The organism is Bacillus sp. T-10(2022) (genome assembly GCF_056502895.1).
In genome coordinates this window covers 804,811-830,245 of sequence record NZ_CP113518.1, presented here as the reverse complement: position 1 = coordinate 830,245, position 25,435 = coordinate 804,811, and the positions used below count along the sequence as shown (strand labels likewise).

Genomic DNA, 25,435 nt, shown 5'->3' with positions numbered 1-25,435 from the left:
GTTATCAATGGGGACTAAAGAAAATGGCCCCGGTACAATACCGGGGCCGCCTAATAGCAGCATAGGCACTTTTTTATACTTTCGAAAAATGGAGCATAGTTTCAGTAGAGGTTGGCTTTTTTTCTTACTTTGTGAAGGATGTACAATTACGATAGCTCCATAAAGAAAAAACTGCCTAAAAGACAGTTCCGATCTTAAGCTACGCACCCGTTAGTTCATTAAGAAACTAAAGCGAAGGAGTTGTTTTTGTACCTTGGTGAAAGAACATTTTCCACCTTCCATCTCTAAATTTCCAAATTGAACTTCGCAATGAATGTTGTTTTTTACCTTCGTTAAATATTCGGTAGGTAGTTAACACTATTCCTTCAGACAATGGATGTATTTCAAAATCACTCAATGTCATCTTTACCTCACCTATTCCTTCTTCACCAATCCCCTCATCTTTGTACAAGACTTTACCAGAACTTCCAAATTCAAAAAAATTGTCTGCAAGTAAATTATTAAGCTCTTTTTTAGATGTACGAATTTCTGGTTTTAACAACTTCTCTTCCAGTTGACGTAAATGTTCTTCTAACGAAGATTCACTTTCCATTTTCCACTCCCCTTTTTTACTGTCCATTATCAAAACATCCCAAATACTCGCTTTTCCCTCCTCAAGCTAACCTGCCCCGTTTGTTGCAAAAAGGAGCTGCTGATCAGCTTCTGTCAATGAAGTAAAGCACCGGTTAGTTCAACAAAAACCTACCCTTAAATCCACTCTTTTCCATGTTGTCGAATGAAATTGATATCATTTTGATAATGTTTAAGATGCCCTTCAGCAATCATTTTTTGAAAAGCAATATCACCTTCCCTGGCTCTTCTTGTAATGGTTTTACATAAACCTTCTAATCGCAGCAATACCATTTCCAAATAATTTTCTTCTATTCCCTCACCGTAAGATTCAAAAAACAATCTAACTCTTCGTTTTATACGGTTAGCATGCTGTAATGAATTATAATAAACTTTCTCACCTGTTTCAGAAAGATAAACTCTGCTTAAGGGGACGCAAGTATAAAGAGTATAAGCTATGTCCCAAAGTCTTGGACCAGGTCCAGCAACATCAAAATCAATAATGCCTATTGGTCTTTTATGATTAAAAATAATGTTGTACATTGCAAAATCATTATGGCATAGTACCTCAAATTGTTGGGGGGTGTTATCTATCGATTCCCAGCTACCATCAAATGAAAAATCACTGACAGAATCATGATAAAGACGGAGCATTTTCGCTATATCCATTAAGACATCATCAGACCACATGTATTCCTTTAAAGGATAATTACCCGCTTCTCCTTCAATAAATGATAATATCTCTCTTCTTTTTTCATCAATACCTAAAAACTTTGGTGCATAACTGAAACCTTTGTTCTCCAAATGCTTTAATAGCTTATGAATTTTGGGACTATCTGGCTTTAATTCCCGTCGCACTGTATCTCCCGAATGGCAAACATTAGAAACATTCCCTCCTGTTAGCATCTCTTCGTTTTCATGGTTTGACATCTATATATTCCTCCCAACTATGACTTTCTATATCCGTAAACCAATTCCTGTTTGTCCAACTATCCTGCCCCGATAGTTCCATAAGAAAAGAGCTGCCTTAAAGACAGCTCCGATCTTCAGCTAACGCACCCATTAGTTCTATAAGAAAAGCGAACCTTATTCAAGAATCGCGCACGATTGCTGAAGATAGATTTTTTACCATTTCAACAACCAAAAAAAATCAGTCGTAAACACTGAAAGTAAAAATATTGATATTATCACTAATTGAATAGTTGAAAAAATATAATCATTTCTATTTTCTGCATATCTCTTCTCCATAATTACTCTAACTGTTTCAGATGCAATTATAAAAACAAACAAAAGGATATGCGTTTCCAAAAACCAAATATGCTCTAAAGGATCACGTTTGACGTTAGTGAAAAAACCGAAAAACAAAAAGACAATAAAAATGATTCTAATTGTCCAATCAATTTTTTTGTGTTTATCATTTACATGGCCATAGGAAAACAATTTTTTCTTTTCAACATTAAGCCATTTTCTCAAAACTTTATTAATGAAAAAGAGAAAAAGTCCAAAAACAGATAACATTAAAATTAACTTTACGAAAACACTCTCCACGAACGAATCACCACCTACAAAAAAACTCTTTCTTTTTATCAAGCTCCAATTATTTCAAATATACTCATTCTAAACAAGACCCATCTTCAATAAAGTGGCCCAATTGTTGAACAACTCCATATACACTCTTGAACTATCCTGTCCCTTTAGTTCCATAAGAAAAAGCTGCCTTATAGACAGCTACGATCTTCAGCTAACGCACCCGTTAAAGCAAAAAAGGCCAAATGGCAGCCCACGGATCTCAAAAAGGTGATGTAGAACAGAATCATAAATAGAAAAATAGAACAAGAACTATAATCCAAAAACTCCAAACTTCAAATACTCCAGAGGTTTCCCACATAACAGTTAAAGGGTTATTTAAAGTAAGTAGAGTTAATATAAATGCTCCTAGAATAATTACTATTTTTTTAGACATAATAAATCGTCCTTTTTTGTAATTTATAACGATCACTACGAATGAAACAAAACTTCAGTGAAAAACACTAATATTTTCAATACGTTATTTGTATCTTGTTCGGTAATGATATAGAGCAAGGTGACCGAAGGGTGAGAATGATACAGGATCCGTTGCAACCTTTAAAATTATACCATAAAAATCCAAATCGTTATGGAACTAACATACCCCGATAGTTCCATAAAGAAAAAGCTGCCCTTAAAGACAGCTCCGATCTTAAGCTAACGCACCGTTACTTAAAGAATAAATTTCTAATTACGACCATATCAGTAATTTTTCCCTGGTGATTCTTTGTATTTTTTCTGTTCATCCCTAACAAAGACAAAAGCTTCTTCAACAGTAGTTAGATTGTTTTCGTGCCAACTTTTACCCAATTCTTTAACCAAGGAGTGTACCATTCCGATTCTACTGACCACTATAACATAATGCAGTAAAACGATTATTACTTCATCTTTCAGTCCCAATTCTTGCAAATCCTTAATTAACTTTACATCTTCTTCTGTAATAGTACCTTTGGGTTCTTTAATAAATTCAATCGGTGTCGTTGTTTTTACTTGATTTACATACCATTCATCGTAAGTCATTCCTGTTTTAGCTTTAAATTCTTCTTCTTGCTTTGCGTTCCATTCCTGAATAGTCATTCCATGTATTTCTTTAAATCTATCTTCATTTGTCTTACCTTGTATTATTTTACCCTTTGTTTTTTTTAATGTTTTCTTCTTTTTCGTCATCCTTTTCTCCTTAATTTCATTTAATTTCTATTTCATTACACCTTCAATATTTCCCTGCCTATTGAACTAAACTGCCCCGATAGTTTAAATACATTTCTTCACAATCTCACCTTATTCAAGATTTTTTAAAACGTGCTTTTCAATTATATGGCCCGATTGCGGAAGATTGAAAAATATGAAAGAGCTTCAAAAATGGCTTAAGTTATTCTACTAACGTACCCGTTAGCGCAAGAACGAATAAGAGAAGTGAGAGGATTATATAACAATTTAGTAAACTAGCATTATTTTAAAATGATGGCTTTTTTAATGTTATTAATACAAAATATTTGTCTTAAGAGCACTGCTGGATTACAAAAAAGTTCTTATGGTACTTCAAAGTGCGTACTTCTCAAGTGTGGTTTCTTGATGCAAAATAACAGTGAACAAAGCACAATACAGAAGGAGCTGAAACATAATGAATTATGAATCTCAAACAACACGCAAAGTCGCCTTGGTCGTAGGCGCAAATGGTGTTATCGGACGCAACCTTATTGATCACCTCATTACTCTCCCTGACTGGGACGTGATCGGCGTATCGCGTCGAGGCGGAGAGTCTGTCGGCCGTGTCCGGTATGTGGCTGCAGATCTACTCAATATAGACGACACCCGCGAGAAGCTAAACAGTTTAACTGAGGTAACACACATCTTCTATGCCGCCTATCAGGACCGTCCAACTTGGGCCGAACTTGTTCCGCCCAACCTCGCCATGCTAGTGAATACCGTAGAGGCGATAGAACCAATCGCGTCGGGTTTAGAACATGTCAGTTTGATGCAGGGATACAAGGTATACGGCGCACATCTCGGCCCGTTCAAGACCCCTGCTCGTGAGACAGACGCTAACCATATGCCACCCGAGTTCAATATCGATCAGCAAGATTTCTTAGAACAAAGGCAAAAAGGTAAGGCTTGGACTTGGTCGGCGCTCCGTCCTTCTGTAGTCTGCGGTTTCTCGCTTGGAAATCCGATGAACCTCGCCATGGTTATTGCGATCTACGCCTCAATTTCGAAGGAGCTTGGACTTCCGCTACGGTTTCCGGGCAAACCCGGTGCTTATGACAGCCTCTTGGAGATGACAGATGCGGGGCTTCTCGCGAAGGCAACAGTATGGGCGGCGACAGACGAGCGTTGTGCTAATCAGGCATTCAACATCACGAACGGCGATCTGTTCCGTTGGAATGAATTATGGCCGAAGATCGCTCACTACTTCGGCTTGGAGACGGCGCCTCCGCTGCAGATGTCACTGGACGTTGTCATGGCGGACAAGGAGCAACTTTGGAACAAAATGGTCAAGAATCATGGGCTTGCTCGGCATTCCTATAAAGACGTATCCTCCTGGCGATTCGGTGATTTCGTGTTCTCTTGGGATTACGATTTCTTCGCCGACGGAACTAAGGCCCGTCGCTTAGGTTTTCACGAATACGTCGATACCGAAGCGATGTTTATGAACATCTTCGACGACTTCCGCAAACGTAAAGTTATCCCATAAACGAAAAGCCGGCCTTGTAAATTAGGTCGGCTTCTTATATGTCATGTACGTCTTCAAGCTGTGGATTGGCTAGAACGGTAGCCCTTCCCCCGTACTTTCTCTCTATATGCAAATCCCCCCACCTACACATCAGATGAAGAATCTCCTTTAGACTCCAGCCGTAGTCTGTTAACTCATATTCGACTTTTGGTGGAACCTGATTGTAAGAAATGCGCAAGATGACGCCTTCCTCTTCAAGCTCCCGAAGTTGCTGCGTTAACATTTTTTGAGTAATTGCGGGTATCAAGCTTTTCAATTCATTGTTACGTTTCTTTCCAAATGTTAGATGAAAGAGAATTACTGGTTTCCACTTTCCTCCAATCACCTCCAAAGTTCCCTCTACCGCAGTGTTGTAAATCTTATTAGGATCCTTCATTACACACCTTACCTCCCTTTTTAGAATATTTCGACACAGGTCACTGGTAAACATCATATGAATTGGAGCCAGTAAATATCCGTTTTTGAACATTATAACTGCAAGCAAAATATTGCGCTATCCTGCCCTTTAGTTCTCTAAGAAAAAGCTGCCTAAAAGACAGCTATGATCTTCAGCTAATGCACCCGTTAGTTTAAGTACAAGCCTTCACAAATATAAGAACAAGAGCTGCCATGCAACTCCCTTATTGAGTAAAGCCCTTGTTAGTTGAACAAAATAATACGCCTAATCAAATATTTATTATTGTTTCTTCTTGCCATATACGTTCCATATTTACATCATTTTTTGTAAAAGTTAATTGAAAGACGTCAGGATTACTAAGATTCTTCCAACATTCAAAATCAAAGTTATTATTATAATTCTTTAGCAGTAAAGACATTAAATTTCCGTGAGTAACGATTATTGTGTTTTCAGTTTCACTTTTAAACACTTCACCTACAACGTTTACTATTCGGTTCATTGCTTCTTGACTCGACTCTCCTCCTTCAAATTTCAACTCCATATCATTGAACGTTGCTTTAAGTTTTTCAAACCAGTCAGGTAAGTCCGTTGTACTTAGTGTGCGTTCTGACAAACGTTCATCAATCTCTATTTTCAAGTTTTTTTTCTTACTTATTGGTTCTGCTGATTGAATAGCACGTAAAAATGGACTTGATATGATTCGGTCAATTTTAGTATTGGAGAAAAATTCAGATAAATATTTCGCTTGTTTCAATCCTTTTTTTGTTAATTGTGCTTCAGAAGGTTGGCCCTGTGCTTCACAATGTCTAACAACATAAATCTTTTTTATCATACAAGTATCCCCCAATTAAATAGTAAAAGCTTAATCTACTATTCTCTTTTATTTTCCTTGATTAACTAAACTGCCCCTTTAGTTCCATAAGTAAAGGGCTGCCGCAGCAACCTCCCTTATTAAAGCATCTGTTAGTTTAATAACTTATTTGGTTCATACCATGTAGGTTTTAGTAATTCAAAATCTTTGTGGTCTTCCAACACAACGTATAATCGTGTTATCATTGCATCTAAATTGTCTGGTGCAAATCGTAAAGACCATACAACTGATGAAAAGATAACCATTCCCGTATAGATAGAATAAAGCATCCAAAAATCTTCAGGAACACTACCAACAAAATATCCTTCAATTTGTCCAATTGAAAATGGAACGCTTAATTCCCTTTGAAATAATGCTACTTTTACAAAGTCATGATATGGGTCCCCCCAATCAAAATTATTAAAATCAATTACACCAGCATACTGCTTATCATTCACAATAATATTCTCCAGATGAAAATCATCATGCTGCAAGTGATTGGAACGATTTTTTACATGATGTTTATTCTTTTCAATAAAATCAATAATCTTTTCTTCATTTTTAATCTTTATACCACAAGATTTGTAAGCATTTAGATATCTATAATGCTTATCCATCGCTCGGTCATACCAGTTTTTAACTGTTGAAGGAGCTTCATATAAATGCATCCTCGATAGTTGTATACCTGCTTCCATTCCAATTTTATATTGTTCTTCTTCTTTAAGTGTATGTATTGCCTCTTTTGCATCTATACCATCTATATAAGAGTAAATATTATAACCGGAGTTTAACGCTTCAATAATACCTATATCAATCGGTTGTGATGATTGAACATTAAACTGTTTCATTTTGTTCAATATTTGAAACTCTGCCTTCTTCTTTTCATGCCCCACCATATCATATACCCGTAACAAAAATTTGTTATCATCAACATAAACCACATATTTTTTATCGGGAGAGTACCCTTTTGATAGTTTTTCAATTTTAGTGGCGTTTTTTAAAAACTTTACTCTGTCTCGAAGAGTTTTTATAATTTCATCCATATATTACCTCAATTTTTATCTTTTCACTTCTATAACATTAACAAATGTCCCTTTAGTTTTCAGTTATTCCACTAACCTGTCCCTTTAGTTCCATTAGAAAAAGGCTGCCGCAGCAACCCTTTGTTAAACGAACGCACCTGTTGGCTGAAGAACTTTAATTAATTATTACTTTCGAGTAATGAATAGACATAGGTATCGTGTGCTTCACCATTTTGATACATATATTTCTTCAAAACTCCCTCTTTTTGAAAACCAATTTTAATTAGTAAATTATTAGATGCTTCATTGTCAATAAATACAACAGCACCTATACGAGTTAAATCCATAACATCAAAGCCATATGAAAGAACTTTAGCTATTGCTTCTGAAGTATATCCTTTTCTCCACTGCTCTGGATGGATTTCATACCCTATTTCTGCTCTTTTATGTTTAGGCAACCAAGCATTAAAGCCAATTGTTCCAATTATACCTTTGGTCTCTTTTCTTTCAATCCCCCAGCGTATGCCTCTTTGTTCATCGTAGTTTTTTGAAAAGAAATCAACGAACTTCTCTGCTTGTTCTATACTCCGTAATGTTTCTTGCCCATAATAACGTGTTACATTGTTGTTAGAAAAACAAGCGAAAATACCTTCTGCATCCTCTTTTTTTATTTCTCTTAGTATTAGTCTTTCTGTCTCTAATATTGGAAACATTAATTAACTCTCCCTTGTTAGGTCTTATGTATATTTATTACATATTATACCATATATTTCATTAGGTTCTTAATGACCTAACCTGCCCCGTTAGTTCCATTAGAAAATGGAGCTGTTTCCAGCCCCATAAAGAAGTAAAGCATGCGTTAGTTGCATAAGTAAGAGGTTTGAAAAAATAGCCTATATATATTTGAACGATGAATAACTTACCTATTTTCTTGTGTTTGTTTGCACCATATACAGAAAATTGGGAAAAACGTAATCAAAAACGTAACTAAGTTTATAAATTCATCAAAAAACACGTTAGAAACATTGATATATCAACAATTTAATAGATTGCAGTTTATTTATTCGAGGTATATTTTTTCCAATTATTTTAAATTATTCTATATTAGTTCTTACGATGAATACAATGTTTCTTAACTATCGTAATTGACTAGAATTGATTTACGACTATTTTGAAACGTAACCAAAACCGTAGCCATTTTTATAAAAAACTCGTCAAGCGTAAAATTGAAAGTATGAATTAAAGCAGCATATAAAAGCTATTAAGCTAAACGCTGGTAGCTTGCTACATTCCATCTATGCTTATTAATCAGCTTTGTGTGTTCAGAAAACCATTCTAGCGATTTTCAAACTTTCTAATGATGATTGATAAGCTAATTTTGTCTAAGGCTAACTCTAACTCATCATCTATCTATTTTTTTATATAAAGAATTCCACAATTGCATAAACCTGTAAACCTTTTAACCTATAAACGTTGATATAGTAGGTTTTTTATAGGTTTACTCATTGGTTTACCTTTAAGTTATTAGAAGTAAATTCAGCGCATTGGTATTCCCTGACTTTCTTTGAGTGTGGGGTGTTGAGAAAGTATCTTGCTGAAGAGATCGAGACTTATCTTTTTATTCAGCTACCTAAGCCAAGTGAGTATCCAAATGTTTTAAAAATTTCTGCTGGAGATTACTGGTGTATCCAAAATAACGGCTGGTCCATTGATTCTGCTACTGAAATTTTTAGTGAGGAATGGATATCTGATGACGAGTTTTTTGTCACCGAATCTGAAATTCATGGGAATAATAAACTCTAAAAGAACTTCGAATAAGAAAAACATAGGGAGATTTTAGTCTTCCTATGTTTTCATTCATATTATTTATCTGTTTGTTTTTGCTTCTTTTTCAAATACTCCGCACGTATTTTTTCAAGTTGCTGCTTTTTATCAAATTTGGCAGGCTTCTGTTTTTCATGAAACTTTGTCACAGCTACCTTACCTTTGGTATCCAATTGATATTTTCCCACTTTGTTCACCTACTTTTCTTGTCTTTAAAGAGAATCTATTCAACAAATATAATATACCTTATTTTACTGAAGTAAACCTTATTACTTTATTAGTGTACTGGTAACTTTGCATATATCAGTAAAAACATTAAAAACTTAGTAAATAATTCATCGCCAAATGGTTCATTTCATTGAAAATGCACTCTGCATAAGCCTCAATAATTCTATTTCTTGTTTGTTCAGCTCTCTTCTAAAGGTCCAATTGTTCGGTAAATAAGGTTTAAAATATTAAAACAATCTAAGTCTACTCCATCTTTTAAATGATTCTTAATGCTAATAACCATTACGTTCTCGATGATTTCAATTAAGGTTTCTTTTTTTTTGCAAAGTCTTTTTACTACTTGTTTAAAAAAATCTACATCCCCAATATTTTTCTCCAAAAAATCACCCCTTATTCTTAACTTTTCTACTTATATCTATCTTAATCCAAATATTACCTCATTCAACTAACCTCCCCCTTTAGTTCTATAAAAAAAGCTGCCTTAAAGACAGCTCCGATCTTCAGCAAACGCACAATTAAGAAAGGGAGGCTTCCAACATCTTTGAAGTAAATCACTCTTTAGCGAAATTATTACAAATGCATTGAAATCTCTAGACCTGTGGGTTTGTCCCCAAAAGGCACGCTATATTCTCTAAAAACTAAATCAAGTCCTGAAATATCGTCAGGTAACGGCGGAGACACGATAAAACTATATACGAATTGTCCTGTTGAACCACTTCCAGTATCCCATCGACAATCATATTGTTCTCCTAAAAACAATTCGAAAAAATTGTGTTGATGCCCGTCGTATGGTGACTCCTTCGTCGAATCCCAATCGATATTAAGATGAACCACGCTTGCATTCTGGTATTGCCGAATAAAAGTTACGGTATATAAATATTCACCTTTATCAACTGATTTTAAGATGGGTAAATGCCGTCTAAAATCTTTTGGTTCAACACGTGGTCTAAATTCTTCATCATTTCTCAATGTACCGAATACCGAATTTAACAAATCCTCGTACAGTCCGAACCTTTTTGCCCAATTTGAGATATTTTTATGAGGTGGAAAACCTGGATCATTATTTGAAATTTCCTTACGGTGTTTTAATAATGCACAAAGTTGTTCATCTATTGAAAAAACCTTTTCATCATAATGGTCGGTTGGTTGTTCGAATGGCATTCGTTTCATTGTATTACCCCTCATTTTTATTTCAAAAGCAAATCATTAGTTACCTCTATATTAACAAATAATGGATTTATTAGAAATAATGTTCTTCAACTAACCTGCCCCGATAGTTCCATAAGAAAAAGCTGTCTTAAAGACAGCTCCGATCTTCAGCTAACGCACCCGTTAGTTTAAGTACAATCCTTCACAATCTCTCTTTCAAGGTAAGTAAAAAGCTACCCTATTTATTTATATTTATTTTATAAATGTATCGCACATCCATTCATAAAATTTTTCCTTCTCTTCAAATTGTGGATAATGAGCTGATTGTTCAAAAGTAATAAATTCTTTTTTATTTGCTTCAATCATATCAAAATATTTTTTTGCTGCATTAGATGAAGTCATGTAGTCATATTTACCCATGATAAAATAGCACGGTAATTTAAGTTTCGTTACTATAGTAGGTAATGGATTTTTTAATACTTCCTTTAACAAAGTCTTTTGAGAATAGGATAACCCATAGTTATAACGGATTACATCTAATAAGTTATACTCACTACTGAATAAAATACCTATGTTATCACCATCGGGGTTATCAATAAGTCTTGAAGCCCCACCATATTTCATAACATAATTTCGTGGGGTAAACGTATCGCCATTTTTGATTTTTTCAGTTAACCCTTGTAAATATAAAACATCATCCGTATTACCAACATTTTGAGCCTGATTAATACTGTAGTTCAAACTGTCAATCTCGCTTTCTGTTGTATCACTCATCTGTCCAATACCAATATATGCTTCATATTTTTCATGGGCTTTATAGGCAGCTTGCATTGCAATATATGTACCATAAGAATGACCAATTAGTATTACCTTTTCTTTGCCAAGACGTTCTGATATATAATCGGTCATAGCCAATAAGTCCTCTACCAGTAAGTCTGATGAAAGATTAGAATAGTCCTCCAAAAAATGATATGATTTTCCACTTGCTCTTTGGTCGTAATTAACAACCGTAAAATTGGTTTCCAATAAGTCTTGGTATTTATCGGCATATGGTATTTCCGGACATCCGGGTCCTCCATGTACAAAAATAATAACTGGATTATCCTTATCATTGCCACGTATCATAATTTCATGACTACTTCCATTTATCTCTACTTGTTCTAATGCACTTATACTGTTATCACCTTTTATATGCGGAGTCCATGTAGGGGAAAAAAGTGCTATGATTAGTACTATTATAATAATTACTCCGATATATTTTATTAATTTCTTTATATTTTTCATCTAATTCCTTTAATTCCTTTCTGCTTAATGTAATCCAAATATACGATTGATCAAAACATGCTCTTATTTAATGTGATGGGTATTGATTATTTTTGATAATCCTTATTGCACTAAGCACCTGGTAGTTCAAGAAATAATAAGCTCTTTTTATCGTGCCTTTGATGGCCTTTTTGCCATAATTAACGATAAAATCGCAAAACAAATTGAAATTCTAATCCCCTTATGTTTACGAAACCATTGTAAAATAGAATAATAGCAGCTATAACTGTTAAGACTCCTGGTACAAAAACCATCATTTGTCTCACCACCTTTTCATTATTGAATTAATAAAATATAATAACGGCTTTTTTCATCACTATACTCTATATGTCTATTTAACTATAGCATAAAGACCGATATATTGGGTTATGTTTCCATTTCCTTATTGAACTATCCTGCCCCTTTAGTTGCATAAAAAAAGGTTGCTTCAGCAACCTCCCTTATTGAACTAAACCACCCGTTAGTTCATTAAGAAATTCAGTTTATAAGTCCTTTTAAATATGTTTTATGATATTTTTTTAAGAATCCCCAAACAATAATTAGAACCCCAAACACTACAAAGAACAAAATCGGCAGCTGAAAAATATCCATGTAATCTCCTAATGCCCATGAATTATTTGCTTCAATAACATTCTGGTAGGTATCCTTATATTCATATTGAACAATCCAATTATCCTTTGTACTCGCCACTGTTCCTAAATCATAATTATCGCTAACAATTCCTTCTTTATTAAAAATTTCATACGGATCTTCAATCATAAATGTTGCATACTGATATTCAATGGGGTAAGTGGTAGAAGGTTTTTGTGTTATATTAAATTCTTTCAACCAATCTTTTAATTGAGCGTTCTCTTCTGTGTTAAATATTGCAAGATAATTCAAATGATCCTTATGTTCGTCGAAAAGAGTTTGAATATCCTCTTTTTTGGAGTCAGAAATCACATCATCATCACCTACAATGGTTAACACATCGTTCATGATGATGCTTCTTTCTTCCTTGAAATTATATATTTCTAAGGAGGTATTTACAAAAATGATAGCTCCTAGCACAAGTGAAACCAATGAAAATAATAAGATATAACGAGCAAATCTCTTTTGTACACTAAAAAATTCTGATAATCCTTTAATCATGTGTTTTTTATCTCCGAAGTTTTCAATAGCCATTCTGCTCGCTTCTTCTTCCGATACTCCCTTTTCTTTTAACTCATAGGCAGCCTCTAATAAATGCGATTGCATTTCCTCTTTTAATTCGTCAATTTCATTTTTATCACCATCAACATTTCGATAAACAGAATTAACATACTCTTCAATTTGCTTCACTCTTTTCTTCCCCTTCCAAAAACGTATCGATTAATTTTTTTACAAATTTCCATTCCGAACGCTTTTTTTCAAATTCTTCTTCACCCATGGCTGTAAGCTTGTAATATTTTCTTCTTCCTCCTGGTCCTTGTTCATCCCCCCAGTAAGAAGAAACCCATTCATTCTTTTCTAATCTCTTTAAAGATAGATAAAGCGTACCTTCTTTTAATTCAAATTGGTCATCACTCTTTTCTCGAACGATTTTGGCTAATTCATAGCCGTACATATCCCTCCTATGTAAAAGAGAAAGGATGAGAGTGTCTATATGGCCTTTCAAGACTTCCTTATTAATTTCCAATTTTACCACCTCTTGGTATAAATATATTTTACATTACCTTATAATGCAAGGTATTCCTTCAAAAAAACAGGTTGTTCCTTAATTAACTAACCTGCCCCGATAGTTCCATAAAGAAAAAGGCTGCCTCAGCAACCTTACTTATTGAAGTAAAGCACCTTTTAGTTGAAAAAGGAGCTTCAGTTTTTGGAGTGACTTTTTGGCTTTTTTTTAATTGATTAATAATGGAAGCATGCTAATCTTTTTTAAAATTCAATTCCTCCTCTACTGTATTTACATCAAGGTGTATATGAAACAGGATAAAGACAATATTTCATCTTCCACTTAACCTCCTCCATTACTTAAAAAAAGAGACTTTACTCTTTTATCTTCTAGTCCTCTTACCATATTCGTTTCAACTATTTTCAAGATGGAAAGAAAACTTTACCTTTCTTTTTTTGGAAACAAGGTATAACTAAAACTGATAATAAAATCAATAACCAAGATCAATGTCCATAATTTTAAAGTATTAAGCAATGCTTGAGTCTGAGAAGAATTATTAATCGAAAAGATCATCACTGCTAAAACAGCTCCTCCTATTAACCAAGAAACAAAATGCCGGAACCATCCTATACGCTCCTGTCTAGCATGTTCCCTTCCGAATCTTTTCTTTTTTATAGGTTTTTCACCATTTCCATATTTATAAGCGAAATGCGCATCCGCCCATTTGATCATCTGATGCCCAAACGCTACACTTACCCCTATATAAATGGCAGAAAGTCCATGTACGGTTGTTGCAATTTCCCCATTTTTTAAATCTAAAACAGTAGCAATGAGTAAAATGATATCGACGATAGGCGTACAAATAAGCAACAATGTACCAAGCTTCTTTTTCTTTAAAATATATCTAACTAATAATCCTGCTAAAACAAACACCCAAAATCCAATCTCACAGAAAATAATTAACCAACCAATCAATTCAACACCCCTTTATTTAACATAACTGTATTATTATAACAATAATTTCCGGAAATAAGTGTGAATTCTTCTTGAACTAAACTGCCCCTTTAGTTCCATAAGAAAAAGCTGCCTTAAAGACAGCTCCGATCTTTAGCTAACGCACCCGTTAGTTGTTTAGAAATCAGATATTTATTAGACAATAAATTTAGTAAACCACGCAATATATCCTGCCCCTGGAATAAAAAACACTTGGGCTAGAATCGTTCCTAATAACCGAGAAGTAACCATCATAAGAGATACACCCTTGAGATTAAGGTAACTTCCCTTTTGATTTATTACGTCATCAGCAAGAATAGATATTTTAGGGTCAATAAAAATTATAAGTAAAATTGTAGCTATTCCATTTATAAGACCCGATGCCATAATAGCAGTTGTTGCCCTTTCTGGAGCTATTAAAGCAGCATATAACGCAGATAACACTCCAATTGTATAGATTGCAGTTATTACCATATTAATTAAAAACAATCTTATTGGAATATTTTTAAATCTAATATCCTTTAAGTAAGAAAACTTTGGTAAATGAATGTGTTTTATCCCACGCTTAATGTATTCGAAAGTTAACCCCTTTTTAATCAAAGATGGTATAGAGCCTCTTTCTTCAGATAAATGAACAATAGCCCTTGAAAAAATAGCAATAAAAGTAGGAAGTAAAAGAATACCTATTATTGTTCCTAATGTTGATGAACCAATAATGATCCTGTATTGATTTTCAACAAACTCTAGTGTATTTACTTTAGGAGCATTATCAACCAGGCTCCCTGTAAATGGTTGCTGCATCATATTCGCTATTCGAGAAATCATAACCATCAAGTTAAATAAGGATAGAGCTGAAGCTAACAATCTTACTCTTGCACCAGATAATCTGACTGCATATGCAAGTGTTTCGATAGAATGGATAATAAATATAAATAGAGATATAAGAATTAATTTTTCTGTTAAGAGTTCCAAAACAAATTACCTACTTTAATATATTTCTTCCCATATTACCACATATATTTCCAGTTTGTGTTATGGAACTATCCTGCCCCTTTAGTTCCATAAGAAAAAGTGCTGTCAAAGCAACTCTCTTATTGAAGTTATAAATAGCCAACCCCTAAAGGTTGGCTTAAAAGTAAGATAGACCCACCTAATTGCCGTTCCTCAAAGGGGTCTATTTTTATGCTTATAGCTTTTTCCACTTTTAATCACAAAAAATAGCAAAGAAACAAAAAATAAAACATTAGACAAATTCACTAACAGTTTTATTCCTTCGTTAATATCTTTTAATCCCAAAACAATATCAACAATTGAGACAATTCCAGTAATAACCACCAATATCAAAAAAAATAAATACATCTTTTACTCACTTCCAAATTATTTAGAGTATGAAAAATACTATCGCTCTTGCTGCAACATCTGCTAAATAACATTGTATCATCTTATGCAACTAACCTGCCCCGATAGTTCCATAAGAAAAAGCTGCCTTAAAGACAGCTCCGATTTTCAGCTAACGCACCCGTTAGTTCAACAAGAACATATTAACGATTTATATTACCACTCAATATCCATATAAATTTCTGAAAGAAGTCTTCCTTCGATTGTTCCATTTTTAAAAAGAGCCTCAGATGCTCCAAACACTTGAGTATAGGAACCTCTGACTCGTGTAAGGTAATATGCACCTGGATTTTGGCTTATCCAATATTCTTCATTTTGATATGTAAATGAATATTCTTCGCCGATTGCTATACCTTCTTGGAACTCAATAAACTCTTTTAAAGTCATCTTCCCACCACCTGTGAGCTTTTATAAAATTATACCTCTAATTCAACTAACCTGCCCCGTTACCTCCATAAGACTTATTGTGAATTTGACCTAAACTAAGATGATTGAAGTTCTGTAATAGCTCATTTAAAAATAGACGCTTGCTTTGGTGAGGCTTTGCAGACAGTAGGCGGAAAGGGAGCGGATTTCTGAAATCAGCTGGAACGTTTTTTAATATGAAAAACTGCAGGCAAACTCTCTTTTCTTCAAGTTTGTCTACAGTCTGAGTAATATATTTATATAAATGATAATTTGTCATAAATGTTTCCTCGCTTTTTTTATGCTTAATAAAACAAAAAGAAGAGGTAAGTATAAAACAAGGAAGCCCACGCTGTATGGATTGATTATTTTATTTAATACATATAAGGAATCAATATCGAAAAAAAATATACTGACAAGCAGTATGATTATGGACATTGCCCATAAGGGATACTTTTGCTGGACATTGAATAAGCGCTTGACACCCCTGCTGGCAGCCCACAAAGGAATGACCATGTTAGGTATGATAACGATGTACCACCAAGAAACAGTTATGTATTCGAACCGTTGAATAAATGGCAATTCAATAGTACTGGTCATTGTCAGTGTTGGCCATAGGGTAAGGACCAACTGTTTCTGTGAATAAAAGACTGTCGAAACAAAATAAATCAATAAGATCAATAACGTAGTTGCCAAGGCTCCTCCATGAGCATATTTTTGTGATGTTTCAGGATTTTTGATGAACGGATAATACATCAGGATCATTTCAAAACCTAGCATTGATAATGATGTACTTCTAGTTCCTTTCATTATTTCCATTAACGTATGATCGAAAATGGGAAGAAAACCGGTGAACTCAGCGTATTTAAAACCATATAATGGTACAAATAAAAGCCAGTATGAAACGATTACAGTTAAAAAGGCAATACCCGTAATGGTTCGGAACCCCCCCGTATTTATATAATAAATCAGGATCAGGAAAACCAAAGCTAACGCCCAAGAAGGTACCTCTTCAAACATCCAAACATGAATGACATTTATATAGCCGATAATGATCGTCATTCCAAGGATAAAAAAATAAAGAATGAATAAGAGACTGAAGAAATTCCCTATCCATTTACCCAATGCAAGATTATTAGCAGAAATGATATCACCAGGAACAAAGCTAAAAATCTTATATATCACCCAAATTAATATATGAACGATCAGTCCGGCTAGGATTATCGAAATCCAACCATCCGTTCCCGTCGCCTTAGCTAATTCTCTTTGAAAGCTCAACACGCCTAATCCTATTTGCATGGAGTGCACTAAAAATAACACATAAAATGGCGATACCTTATACTTTTCATTCACACCAGCTTGGTTCATACAGGACCCTCATTTACATCACTCGTATTTCCTATGTTAATAATCTGGCTTTTACAGGATTAATTTATTCAAAAAAATATAAACGTTAAGTACACTAATCACAATCTCGCGACTGCTCTAAAATTATTAGGATTTCAACAACAACTGCAGGAAGATTACATTCCTAAATAGAATTCGTATCAAATCACAACCATTAACCTTCTCTTCTAAGATCTAAAAATCTTAGGTATGCGTCTCAATTGAAAGCTAATTCACTATCATTCACATAAAAATACGGTGTAAAAAATTCACACCGTTAAGTCTTTTTTTAAGAATTCTTACTTAGATTTGAAGCTTAGGAAACCATCGTCAACAGGAATTGTTTGACCATTAATTGCACTTGCCCCTTCACTAAACAAGAACGTAACTACGCTAGCTACTTGCTTCGGTTGGATAAGCTTTTCCCGCATATGCTGTGCAGCTAGAGCATTTTTCACTTCTTCAGTTTCACCATACCATAGACTTCTTATTGAGGTGTCCCGTTAGTTCAATAAAAAAAGCGATCCTATTAAGAATCGCGCACGTTTGCTAAAGATTTATTGCTATTACATATGGAACTTTAGCACCCAAATTTAATAGATTTATAACTATCTTGATTTATATAATATTCGGCGAGCTTAGGAATATTGATTGTATAGTTGATATTGTAGTATAAGGAAAGTGCCGATGCGGACCTAATAAAAACTACACTGTTCCTGGTTACAGGAAAGCACGATCACTGTAAGGATGTTTAAAAAAACGCCCCATAGCACAATAATATAGGCAACGTCTGTCTGACTTTATTCCACCAAAGGAGGAGTATGCATTTGAAGATCTCTTCAATATCATTCAAAGAACCTCCAGTTTATCATGAATTCCCTCCCCTCTATGAAGGTTTAGGGCTGCCTGAGTTATCCTCATTCATTCAGCAACGATTTGAATTCGCATATACCTTGGGGAAAGTCGAAAGAACGGGTCTTGGCAGCATTCGTTTTTATAAACGGCAGGGTGATTTCGAAGTTCTTATACCTGATAAGTTGCCAGGAGTGGGACCAATAAAGCTTGGGAATTTAAAGGCGATGTTAATGGAGGAAGCCAAAACAGCTTTCATTGAAAATATTGAATCCGAACCAGAAAAGCGGAAGGTCTACTACGGAGAATTTCGTCGCCCTCGGAAAGACGCTGAATAGGTGTGCTGTTCCACAAACTGGCGCCTGTTTGACTAAGACAATTGTTGTCTTTGAATTTATTTTTTAAAAAATCCCCACTAAAAAAAGGTTGCCGCAGCAACCTCCCTTATTTTAATGATCCGTTTTATTTTCATTATCTAAATCATCATCAAGAAAAGACTTTTTATCTTCTTTAACTCCATACTTTTTTTCAAGAAATTGACCGATAATTGAATTGTCAATTCCTTTTCTTACTGCTGTTTCAATAACTATATAGAGAATGAATGACCCAATAGTAAAATAAACAAGAAATATAATAACCTCCACTAAAAATCCCCCATAAAGCAATCCATTTTTTACTATATTTTACCACAAATCTCCTTTTTGAAATGCCCGATTGTTGCATATAAAAAAAGGAGCTGCTGATCAGCTCCTTGAAATGAAATAATAACTCCCAGTCAACCTCCGGTATAAACACTTGCACATGTTCCAGGTTTTGGTTCATAATAACAATGATTTTTAAATTGACCAGCAAAAGGTTGATCGTACCATGTTGGCGGGCACGGGGCATATGGATTAAAATACCAAAGGGCATATTTACCTGGGTGTTCTCTCCAATAATCCAAATTCTGTTTTGCTAATCTTTTTTCAGCAGATCTTGCTCTTTGATAAAATACATTACCTTTTTGAACTGCTTCAAAAGAATAATTTCCTCCTTGTACTTGATAAATGACCTGTGGAATTGTTCTTAAATCTATAAAATCTATACAATTCGCTTTAAGACGATTAACAATTACATTTCCAACATATAACATCCCTTGTTTTCCTTCACCTTCGGCTTCTGCTCTCATCATCCTTGCCATTAAGTCAACGTCTGAACTTCGATAACTTACTCTTGCCATTTTTTCACCCCAAAAATATCGTATGAAAAAAAGACTTCATTAATGTCATTGTTCATAAATTAAGACTGCTTAATTTTTAAAGCTTACCGTTTTTAGTAAGATAAGAACTTATAGACAGCTACTTTTTGAGTACTCACAGAAAAATTGTACCGGCAGAGTAAATCAATAATAGGCACATAATTAACCGAAATGACTTGTCATGTTTAGCAAAAAAATCTTTGAAAAGCGAGCCGAATCCTGACCATAGAAGCAATGCCAGCCATCCCAGAAAAATCGTTAAAGCTAAATATATAGCAACGAATTTAAGCGACTCATTAAACGGTAAAATAAACGCACTCAACACGGTTAAATAGAACAAAATGCTTTTTACATTGATGATTTGAAGAATGAAGCCTGATAAAAAAGAAGACTGCACATCTCTGGATTCCTTCTTTGAACCTTTGTGCATACTAATCTGCCAAGCTAAGTAAAGAAGATATGCGGCACCGGCAATTTTAAAATATGGCTCCACGATAGGAATCCAACTGTAGAGGCTTGTTGTAAATACTCCGCTCATGATCCCTAATACTGCAAATCCTGCCAAAATGCCGCTAGTGAACCTCCATGACCAAAAAAAGCCAAACCTCCTTGCTTCATTCATCAATAAGATGTTACTTGGACCAGGTGTAATCGATGTAATCATCACATATGAAAGAAACGCTATTATACTCATAATCTCACCTTCATTCACAATTTCCTAACGAACAGTCTTTATTGTAAGATGACTATAACTATAAATAAAATTGAAAATAAAAAATTCATTATCATTTTTTTCGATACATCATCCAACTTAAGGAGAACGATATGGAAATTAGACACCTTAAAACATTTCAGACTATTGTCGAAATAGGAAGTTATACAAGGGCTGCTTCGAAGTTGGGCTATACTCAATCCACGATAACTTCACATATTCAGGCGCTCGAACATGAGATTGGCGGGGAAATTTTCACTTATGCAAATAGAAATGTGCAGCTTACTGCTCTAGGCAGAGACTTAATACCGTTAGCGGAAGATTTACTTTCCACTCACGAACAGATTAAGAACATGCGTTGCACGAACGAAGTTAAAGGTGTTTTAAAAGTGGCTGCACCGGAGTCTTTAACAATCTCCAGGTTAGGTCCAATAATAAGGGATTTTTCCTTGAAATATCCTGATGTCAAAATCATATTAACCAACGGTCCATGTAGCCAAAACCAAATTGACTTAATAAGCGGGCGGGTTGATGTCGCTTTAATGGTATATCCGAAAATAAAACCGAAAAAATGCATTCATTATTCTTTGATTGAGGAGAAAATCGTTCTTGTGAGCAGTCCTGACGGTCCTGATCATTTTGATGCATATAAAAATATCGGCACGAACACCAACCATTTCTTCATCACAAATGAAGAAGGCTGCAGTTATCGGACCATGTTTGAAAAATATTTATTAAAGCATGAAATGGATAATGGAGTTATGGAGTATTGAAGCAATCAAACAGATTGTCATGAGCGGACTTGGGTTTTCGGTTTTGCCTTATATTACAGTGAAAGCTGAAGTGGAGAGCGGCAAGCTTAAAATCCTTAGTCATTCAGAAAATCTCGATCCCATTTATTCCTATATGCTGATAAAAAAGAAGAAATGGCTGTCTCCAGCAGTAGAGGCTTTTGTTGAAGTTGTATTAAACAGGTTTAATGACACTGAGAAAATGAGTATCTAAATCGTGGTCATTTTGATAGCCAGAGAAGTGCCGAAGGAATCCAAATGAACCCCCTCCCTATTAGTTACTTCCAACAAAGCAGATGTTTTGACGTTCTGCTTTGTTGGGAGTTTTTTCATATACATAAAATTTTTCGATTGACTTTATGAAAAAAATAAAATAAAATTCAAAGTACTCCCTTTAAACTACTCTAATTTGAGTACTTTGAATTGAGTGATATACTGAAATTAAATCAAAAGGATGGATTCAACATATGAAATTTACTGCATTCTTAAAAACAAGAGGTGCAACTGCGGCAATCTTTATGGGGATTTTCTATGCAGTTGCCATGCTAGGCATCTTCTTGCCCGGTTATACAGCCATTCCAGGAAATGTCGATAAATTACCTATCGCCATCATCAATGATGATGCTGGTAAAAATGGGGCGATGATCGCCGAAAATTTACAAGAAAATTTACCCTTTAAAGAAATCAAGACGGATATAACAAATAAACAAGCCTTAAAAGATTTGGAGCACAATGATTTAGCATTAGTCGTTCACATCCCAAAAACCTTCTCTGAAAATATGCAAAAAGGTGAAGCGTCATCAAGCATCGACTTTACAATCAATGAGGCAGGGGCAACAGTCGTTTCTTCTACCATGAATGCGATCGTAACTGAAATTAACAGTCAGTTAAGCACACAATTCTCCCAGCAAACAGCTCAGGGCGTATTGATGAACTTTAATGTACCAGAAAAGCAAGCCGCTGAATTAGCCGAAAAGATTGAGAAATCCTATGTAGGAAATGTGGTTACAATCAACGAAATACCGGATGGCATGAATCATAATATGCTGCCTATGTTCTTAACAATGGCCGGTTATGTAGGGGCGATGATCGGAGCGATGCAATTAGTAGGTGCATTTAGAGCCAGCCGGGGAAAAGCAAGCAAAACACGGTTATTCACTTATGTGCAAATGGCTGCCTTATTGATTGCAGTGGTTTCATCAATCATCGCTGTAGGTGTAGCATATTTAATTGACAAGCCGAGCGGTGACCTATTCTTCGGTATAGTAGGTCAACAAATACTAAACTATATGGTATGTTTTAATTTCACCGCGATTTTAATCTTCTTATTTGGTGAAGGCGGCATGATTTTAAACTTACCGATTTTATTAATGCAAACAATAGCGAATGGTGCCACTATCACACGTGATATGATGCATTTACCATATGAATGGATGAGCCACATTTCACCGATGTATTACTCGGTGCAAGCGTACTTTGCAAACCTATTTGGCAGCATCAGTCCAAGTCCGTATATTTGGTCGATGGCTGCGGTTGGTGCCGTTGCGATGTTAATTAATATGGCTATTGTCGCGTTTTTACAAAAACCAATGCCAGAACAGGTTTCTGAAACAGAAGTTGAAAAGAAAGCGGCAGAAATCACAGCTTAGGTTTTGCTACAATAAGGAGATAATACTTCTTAAAGGAGCGTAGAAAATGTCTATTCAAATTTTTATATTGAGCAAGCTGATGGAGGATAAAAATTATCCTTATAAATTAAAAAAGCAGCTTTCAGAACCCATTCCATTGGATCGCCTGGGCGGATTAACGGAAAGTAAACTGTACTACCATTTTGAATCATTGGTGAAACAAGGTTTAGTCGAGCCAGTTGAAGTGATAAAAGAAGAACATCGGCCTGATAAACAAGTATTTGCGATTACGGATAAGGGTCGCGAAGAACTACCAAAAAAAATCTATAAATTATTTGAAAATGCGGATGAAATCAAGGATATGATTGTAGGTTTAGCCAACATCAAGTATGTGGACCGGGATAAAGTAGTAGATATATTAGAAAGAAAAATAAAGTCCATCATGGCTATTTGGGAGCAGCTTGGGAATTTCGAGCCAGAACCTAAAGGCAACGAGAATATTCGTGAATTTTTGGCTGGTTATTTTTCGACCAGAACAGATCACACAATATCTTGGTTTGAAGAGTTAATCAAAAGGATTAAGACAAAGGAATTGTGAGTTTACTTTTTGACAGGCGTTCCAAACTTTAGATTAAAAGAGTAGATGGAAGTACTACGCCGAATGCACAGAAATTAGCACAAGCGCATAACCAAAAATAAAAGCTATGTGGAATCTTATATTCACATAGCTTTTCTGTAGACAATTTCGAGTTGATTTCAGAAATCCGCTCCCTTTCCGCCGATTGCCTGCCAAGCGTCTGTGGGGGTTCGACTAGCCAGTTATTCAGCAGGAGTGTCGCAAATTTCTTCATCCAATGAGGGCTTCTTTTTAGGTATAAAATATGGGAACGTCCGATTTGGACGTTCCCTTTCTTATTCCATTAAAGCTCCCTATAATGGAATAACTGTAAAGCTAATGAAGCATTTTTAAAAGCTGCGTTTCCCTGGCCAAGCTCCTTGCATTTTACTAAGGAATACGATTTGCCCAATATGATATGCGTCGTGCATGGCTAAACTCTTCAGTTCAAGCACTAATGAATTATCTTCTCCCGGGACCTGTCTATACAAATCTTCATGTTCTGATTTTGCTAGTATTTTTCCAAGTTCACGATGAACATAAAAGTATTCTTGTTTTGTTTCTTTCCAATTTTCTAACGTCTCAGTTGGTAATCGAAATGTAGATGTATTATTTTCTGCCTGTGGTTCATTCTCTGTTTCACCAAGAAACCGCATCAGAAATCTCTTTTCATAGAAGAGTAAATGACAAACTAATTCCCAAATGGAATTCATTGCCCCATCAGCTGGTTTCCAAATTGCCTGTTCAAAAGTAATATCCTCTAGCACTTTTTCAAGTGGTGGAAACCAGTCTTCTTCATCTAAGCAGCTTGCCCATTGTTGTAACAAAAGGGTCTTTACTTCCATTTTCTATTCCCTCCAATTTAATCCCTTTGATAGATAATCCCTTTGGTCAACATTCATTTTCGACGTGTTTTAGATAACTAACTAACCAAGGTGTCATGCCAATTCCTTGTTCAATTAAACTGGCCCTTTAACGGAACAATGAACGTTCTGTTATTTGGAAAATTCTGATAATATTAGTTTATCATAAGTTGTGTTAACTGAGAAAGAACAACTGACCATTTTGGTAATCGTAAAGTTATCTTTTAGATGTTTGATGGGAATTTACCAATTTCAGGGTATTGGAAGAGACTTCGATTATTAGGCGCGAGACTCCTGCGGGAAACGCGAATCCAAGGGAGACCCCACAGGCGCAAAAGCGCCGAGGAGGCTCCCGGACCGCCCGCGGAAAGCGAGTGCCTGGAGTGGAAATCTAATTTTTACACCGACTCAAAAAAATTGTAGACAAAAGGAGTTCTATCTTTTAAAACAAATTTGATTGGAACGGAAGGCGCGAGACTCCTGCGGGAAACGCGAATCCAAGGGAGACTGTGTATGAGCAAGTACACCTATTTGATAGTTTTTAGAGCATGAACTGTTTGAATGTATCATCCACTTAGTCCATACCAAAAATTTTCCCATATATACTGAATTCTAGGTTCCATATTCTCTTTACCATAATAAGAAAATTCCATGAATATCCCATCAATCAAACAAAAGTAGGACATGATTAAGTTCTCGATTTTCCCTTGGCGTATTTCTTTTTTGTCGATTCCTTCGACAAAGATATCATGTAAGATAGCGGAAAATGATTCTTCGGATCTAAGGAAACTTTCATTTAAGATGTGCTTCAAATGTTCCGGCGGAAAGATCATGGCCCTCTTTAAAAAAGTTGCTTTATCTTCATGGTTTTTATAATAGTTGCAAGTATCAAGAAGGATATGCTTTAACTTTTCTTCAGAAGAGAGTGTATTTATTTCTTCGACAAATTGTTCGACCTGTTGTATATGCTCTTCCAGAATTTCTTCAAACAGACACAAGAAAAGATCATCCTTATTTTTAAAATGGTTATATATTGAGGGTTTTTGTATACCTACCCTCTTGGCAATTTCCGATAAAGCAGTTCCCTCGTATCCGTACTTAGTAAAAAGTGTTAAGGAAATGTTTTTAATTTCATTTTTTTTCATAATGAGCCTCCAAACTATCCAACGTTAGTTAATTTCATTATAAACTCATTTCCTTTTTTAAACTAAATATTTGA

The 25,435-nt window shown here is 35.0% G+C and carries 29 protein-coding genes and 1 pseudogene; 6 read left to right on the top strand and 24 right to left on the bottom strand.

Annotated features, from left to right (window positions below; genetic code table 11):
• Nucleotides 1-226 precede the first annotated feature (226 nt).
• The 4 genes from OSJ91_RS03955 to OSJ91_RS03940 form a co-directional block, all read right to left on the bottom strand.
• The gene (locus OSJ91_RS03955) at nucleotides 227-592 is read right to left on the bottom strand and encodes a nuclear transport factor 2 family protein (RefSeq protein ID WP_485891843.1); all 366 of its coding nucleotides are present in this window, start codon (nucleotides 590-592) and stop codon (nucleotides 227-229) included.
• 155 nt (nucleotides 593-747) lie between these two features.
• The gene (locus OSJ91_RS03950) at nucleotides 748-1,539 is read right to left on the bottom strand and encodes a phosphotransferase (protein WP_485891041.1); all 792 of its coding nucleotides are present in this window, start codon (nucleotides 1,537-1,539) and stop codon (nucleotides 748-750) included.
• Between the two features lie 195 nt (nucleotides 1,540-1,734).
• Nucleotides 1,735-2,157, bottom strand: coding sequence for a DUF4181 domain-containing protein (locus tag OSJ91_RS03945; protein ID WP_485891040.1), 423 nt, complete (start codon nucleotides 2,155-2,157; stop codon nucleotides 1,735-1,737).
• Nucleotides 2,158-2,877: 720 nt separating this feature from the next.
• Nucleotides 2,878-3,342 carry a DnaD domain protein gene (locus tag OSJ91_RS03940; RefSeq protein WP_485891039.1) on the bottom strand — a complete coding sequence of 155 codons (465 nt, stop codon included), beginning with the start codon at nucleotides 3,340-3,342 and terminating at the stop codon, nucleotides 2,878-2,880.
• A 454-nt stretch (nucleotides 3,343-3,796) separates the two neighbouring features.
• Between OSJ91_RS03940 and OSJ91_RS03935 the strand changes: the two genes are divergently transcribed.
• Complete coding sequence (locus OSJ91_RS03935; protein ID WP_485891038.1) at nucleotides 3,797-4,867, top strand: SDR family oxidoreductase; 1,071 nt, start codon at nucleotides 3,797-3,799, stop codon at nucleotides 4,865-4,867.
• Between the two features lie 34 nt (nucleotides 4,868-4,901).
• On the opposite strand, the gene OSJ91_RS03930 is transcribed toward OSJ91_RS03935, so the two are convergent.
• The 4 genes from OSJ91_RS03930 to OSJ91_RS03915 form a co-directional block, all read right to left on the bottom strand.
• Complete coding sequence (locus OSJ91_RS03930) at nucleotides 4,902-5,282, bottom strand: winged helix-turn-helix transcriptional regulator (protein ID WP_350301298.1); 381 nt, start codon at nucleotides 5,280-5,282, stop codon at nucleotides 4,902-4,904.
• A gap of 289 nt (nucleotides 5,283-5,571) precedes the next feature.
• Nucleotides 5,572-6,132, bottom strand: a complete 561-nt coding sequence (locus OSJ91_RS03925) for a histidine phosphatase family protein (protein WP_485891842.1) — start codon at nucleotides 6,130-6,132, stop codon at nucleotides 5,572-5,574.
• A gap of 134 nt (nucleotides 6,133-6,266) precedes the next feature.
• Nucleotides 6,267-7,196, bottom strand: coding sequence for an aminoglycoside phosphotransferase family protein (locus tag OSJ91_RS03920; RefSeq protein ID WP_485891037.1), 930 nt, complete (start codon nucleotides 7,194-7,196; stop codon nucleotides 6,267-6,269).
• 158 nt (nucleotides 7,197-7,354) lie between these two features.
• Nucleotides 7,355-7,888 carry a GNAT family N-acetyltransferase gene (locus OSJ91_RS03915; protein WP_350301296.1) on the bottom strand — a complete coding sequence of 178 codons (534 nt, stop codon included), beginning with the start codon at nucleotides 7,886-7,888 and terminating at the stop codon, nucleotides 7,355-7,357.
• Between the two features lie 865 nt (nucleotides 7,889-8,753).
• Here OSJ91_RS03915 and OSJ91_RS03910 point away from each other — a divergent pair.
• The gene (locus OSJ91_RS03910; protein ID WP_485891036.1) at nucleotides 8,754-8,978 is read left to right on the top strand and encodes a hypothetical protein; all 225 of its coding nucleotides are present in this window, start codon (nucleotides 8,754-8,756) and stop codon (nucleotides 8,976-8,978) included.
• 59 nt (nucleotides 8,979-9,037) lie between these two features.
• On the opposite strand, the gene OSJ91_RS03905 is transcribed toward OSJ91_RS03910, so the two are convergent.
• From OSJ91_RS03905 to OSJ91_RS03855, 11 genes are all read right to left on the bottom strand, one after another.
• A complete protein-coding gene (locus OSJ91_RS03905) occupies nucleotides 9,038-9,187 on the bottom strand; it encodes a hypothetical protein (protein WP_048680414.1) in 150 nt (49 codons plus the stop codon).
• Between the two features lie 218 nt (nucleotides 9,188-9,405).
• Complete coding sequence (locus OSJ91_RS03900) at nucleotides 9,406-9,606, bottom strand: hypothetical protein (protein ID WP_485891035.1); 201 nt, start codon at nucleotides 9,604-9,606, stop codon at nucleotides 9,406-9,408.
• 191 nt (nucleotides 9,607-9,797) lie between these two features.
• On the bottom strand, nucleotides 9,798-10,397 hold the full coding sequence (locus OSJ91_RS03895) for a hypothetical protein (protein ID WP_485891034.1): 600 nt from the start codon (nucleotides 10,395-10,397) through the stop codon (nucleotides 9,798-9,800).
• Nucleotides 10,398-10,628: 231 nt separating this feature from the next.
• Complete coding sequence (locus OSJ91_RS03890) at nucleotides 10,629-11,660, bottom strand: alpha/beta hydrolase (protein ID WP_485891033.1); 1,032 nt, start codon at nucleotides 11,658-11,660, stop codon at nucleotides 10,629-10,631.
• Nucleotides 11,661-12,176: 516 nt separating this feature from the next.
• The gene (locus OSJ91_RS03885; protein ID WP_350301291.1) at nucleotides 12,177-13,019 is read right to left on the bottom strand and encodes a permease prefix domain 1-containing protein; all 843 of its coding nucleotides are present in this window, start codon (nucleotides 13,017-13,019) and stop codon (nucleotides 12,177-12,179) included.
• Nucleotides 13,006-13,356, bottom strand: coding sequence for a PadR family transcriptional regulator (locus OSJ91_RS03880; protein ID WP_485891032.1), 351 nt, complete (start codon nucleotides 13,354-13,356; stop codon nucleotides 13,006-13,008). The genes OSJ91_RS03885 and OSJ91_RS03880 overlap by 14 nt, the downstream gene beginning before the upstream one ends.
• Before the next feature lie 420 nt (nucleotides 13,357-13,776).
• Nucleotides 13,777-14,310 carry a hypothetical protein gene (locus OSJ91_RS03875; RefSeq protein ID WP_485891031.1) on the bottom strand — a complete coding sequence of 178 codons (534 nt, stop codon included), beginning with the start codon at nucleotides 14,308-14,310 and terminating at the stop codon, nucleotides 13,777-13,779.
• 174 nt (nucleotides 14,311-14,484) lie between these two features.
• A complete protein-coding gene (locus tag OSJ91_RS03870; protein ID WP_350301288.1) occupies nucleotides 14,485-15,300 on the bottom strand; it encodes a lipid II flippase Amj family protein in 816 nt (271 codons plus the stop codon).
• A 582-nt stretch (nucleotides 15,301-15,882) separates the two neighbouring features.
• Nucleotides 15,883-16,113, bottom strand: a complete 231-nt coding sequence (locus OSJ91_RS03865) for a hypothetical protein (RefSeq protein ID WP_350301287.1) — start codon at nucleotides 16,111-16,113, stop codon at nucleotides 15,883-15,885.
• Nucleotides 16,114-16,407: 294 nt separating this feature from the next.
• A complete protein-coding gene (locus OSJ91_RS03860; RefSeq protein WP_485891030.1) occupies nucleotides 16,408-17,499 on the bottom strand; it encodes a GerAB/ArcD/ProY family transporter in 1,092 nt (363 codons plus the stop codon).
• 317 nt (nucleotides 17,500-17,816) lie between these two features.
• Entirely contained in the window at nucleotides 17,817-17,975 is a 159-nt protein-coding gene (locus tag OSJ91_RS03855; protein ID WP_350301284.1) for an SDR family oxidoreductase, read from the bottom strand.
• Nucleotides 17,976-18,344: 369 nt separating this feature from the next.
• Here OSJ91_RS03855 and OSJ91_RS03850 point away from each other — a divergent pair, with 369 nt between their 5' ends.
• Complete coding sequence (locus OSJ91_RS03850) at nucleotides 18,345-18,707, top strand: hypothetical protein (protein ID WP_350301283.1); 363 nt, start codon at nucleotides 18,345-18,347, stop codon at nucleotides 18,705-18,707.
• Nucleotides 18,708-18,818: 111 nt separating this feature from the next.
• On the opposite strand, the gene OSJ91_RS03845 is transcribed toward OSJ91_RS03850, so the two are convergent.
• From OSJ91_RS03845 to OSJ91_RS03835, 3 genes are all read right to left on the bottom strand, one after another.
• A complete protein-coding gene (locus tag OSJ91_RS03845; protein WP_350301282.1) occupies nucleotides 18,819-19,013 on the bottom strand; it encodes a hypothetical protein in 195 nt (64 codons plus the stop codon).
• A gap of 131 nt (nucleotides 19,014-19,144) precedes the next feature.
• The gene (locus tag OSJ91_RS03840) at nucleotides 19,145-19,588 is read right to left on the bottom strand and encodes a cell wall hydrolase (protein WP_137018548.1); all 444 of its coding nucleotides are present in this window, start codon (nucleotides 19,586-19,588) and stop codon (nucleotides 19,145-19,147) included.
• Nucleotides 19,589-19,721: 133 nt separating this feature from the next.
• A complete protein-coding gene (locus tag OSJ91_RS03835) occupies nucleotides 19,722-20,300 on the bottom strand; it encodes a LysE family translocator (RefSeq protein ID WP_485891029.1) in 579 nt (192 codons plus the stop codon).
• 131 nt (nucleotides 20,301-20,431) lie between these two features.
• On the opposite strand from OSJ91_RS03835, the pseudogene OSJ91_RS03830 reads away from it, so the two are divergent.
• From OSJ91_RS03830 to OSJ91_RS03820, 3 genes and pseudogenes are all read left to right on the top strand, one after another.
• A pseudogene (locus tag OSJ91_RS03830) lies at nucleotides 20,432-21,323 on the top strand (LysR family transcriptional regulator).
• A 253-nt stretch (nucleotides 21,324-21,576) separates the two neighbouring features.
• Nucleotides 21,577-22,758 (top strand): YhgE/Pip domain-containing protein, encoded by a 1,182-nt coding sequence (locus OSJ91_RS03825; protein ID WP_485891028.1) that lies wholly within the window; start codon nucleotides 21,577-21,579, stop codon nucleotides 22,756-22,758.
• A 46-nt stretch (nucleotides 22,759-22,804) separates the two neighbouring features.
• The gene (locus OSJ91_RS03820) at nucleotides 22,805-23,335 is read left to right on the top strand and encodes a PadR family transcriptional regulator (RefSeq protein WP_485891027.1); all 531 of its coding nucleotides are present in this window, start codon (nucleotides 22,805-22,807) and stop codon (nucleotides 23,333-23,335) included.
• Between the two features lie 368 nt (nucleotides 23,336-23,703).
• On the opposite strand, the gene OSJ91_RS03815 is transcribed toward OSJ91_RS03820, so the two are convergent.
• Nucleotides 23,704-24,198 (bottom strand): DinB family protein, encoded by a 495-nt coding sequence (locus tag OSJ91_RS03815; RefSeq protein WP_350301278.1) that lies wholly within the window; start codon nucleotides 24,196-24,198, stop codon nucleotides 23,704-23,706.
• A 584-nt stretch (nucleotides 24,199-24,782) separates the two neighbouring features.
• Entirely contained in the window at nucleotides 24,783-25,361 is a 579-nt protein-coding gene (locus OSJ91_RS03810; RefSeq protein WP_485891026.1) for a TetR/AcrR family transcriptional regulator, read from the bottom strand.
• Between the last annotated feature and the right edge of the window lie 74 nt (nucleotides 25,362-25,435).

Coding starts and splice junctions, on each gene's coding strand:
- OSJ91_RS03840 (WP_137018548.1), bottom strand. CDS start 19,588: ATGGCAAGAGTAAGTTATCGAAGTTCAGACGTTGACTTAATGGCAAGG.
- OSJ91_RS03825 (WP_485891028.1), top strand. CDS start 21,577: ATGAAATTTACTGCATTCTTAAAAACAAGAGGTGCAACTGCGGCAATC.
- OSJ91_RS03895 (WP_485891034.1), bottom strand. CDS start 10,397: ATGAAACGAATGCCATTCGAACAACCAACCGACCATTATGATGAAAAG.
- OSJ91_RS03920 (WP_485891037.1), bottom strand. CDS start 7,196: ATGGATGAAATTATAAAAACTCTTCGAGACAGAGTAAAGTTTTTAAAA.
- OSJ91_RS03865 (WP_350301287.1), bottom strand. CDS start 16,113: ATGACTTTAAAAGAGTTTATTGAGTTCCAAGAAGGTATAGCAATCGGC.
- OSJ91_RS03835 (WP_485891029.1), bottom strand. CDS start 20,300: ATGAGTATAATAGCGTTTCTTTCATATGTGATGATTACATCGATTACA.
- OSJ91_RS03860 (WP_485891030.1), bottom strand. CDS start 17,499: ATGAACCAAGCTGGTGTGAATGAAAAGTATAAGGTATCGCCATTTTAT.
- OSJ91_RS03815 (WP_350301278.1), bottom strand. CDS start 24,198: ATGGAAGTAAAGACCCTTTTGTTACAACAATGGGCAAGCTGCTTAGAT.
- OSJ91_RS03890 (WP_485891033.1), bottom strand. CDS start 11,660: ATGAAAAATATAAAGAAATTAATAAAATATATCGGAGTAATTATTATA.
- OSJ91_RS03810 (WP_485891026.1), bottom strand. CDS start 25,361: ATGAAAAAAAATGAAATTAAAAACATTTCCTTAACACTTTTTACTAAG.
- OSJ91_RS03950 (WP_485891041.1), bottom strand. CDS start 1,539: ATGTCAAACCATGAAAACGAAGAGATGCTAACAGGAGGGAATGTTTCT.
- OSJ91_RS03930 (WP_350301298.1), bottom strand. CDS start 5,282: ATGAAGGATCCTAATAAGATTTACAACACTGCGGTAGAGGGAACTTTG.
- OSJ91_RS03915 (WP_350301296.1), bottom strand. CDS start 7,888: ATGTTTCCAATATTAGAGACAGAAAGACTAATACTAAGAGAAATAAAA.
- OSJ91_RS03940 (WP_485891039.1), bottom strand. CDS start 3,342: ATGACGAAAAAGAAGAAAACATTAAAAAAAACAAAGGGTAAAATAATA.
- OSJ91_RS03820 (WP_485891027.1), top strand. CDS start 22,805: ATGTCTATTCAAATTTTTATATTGAGCAAGCTGATGGAGGATAAAAAT.
- OSJ91_RS03935 (WP_485891038.1), top strand. CDS start 3,797: ATGAATTATGAATCTCAAACAACACGCAAAGTCGCCTTGGTCGTAGGC.
- OSJ91_RS03955 (WP_485891843.1), bottom strand. CDS start 592: ATGGAAAGTGAATCTTCGTTAGAAGAACATTTACGTCAACTGGAAGAG.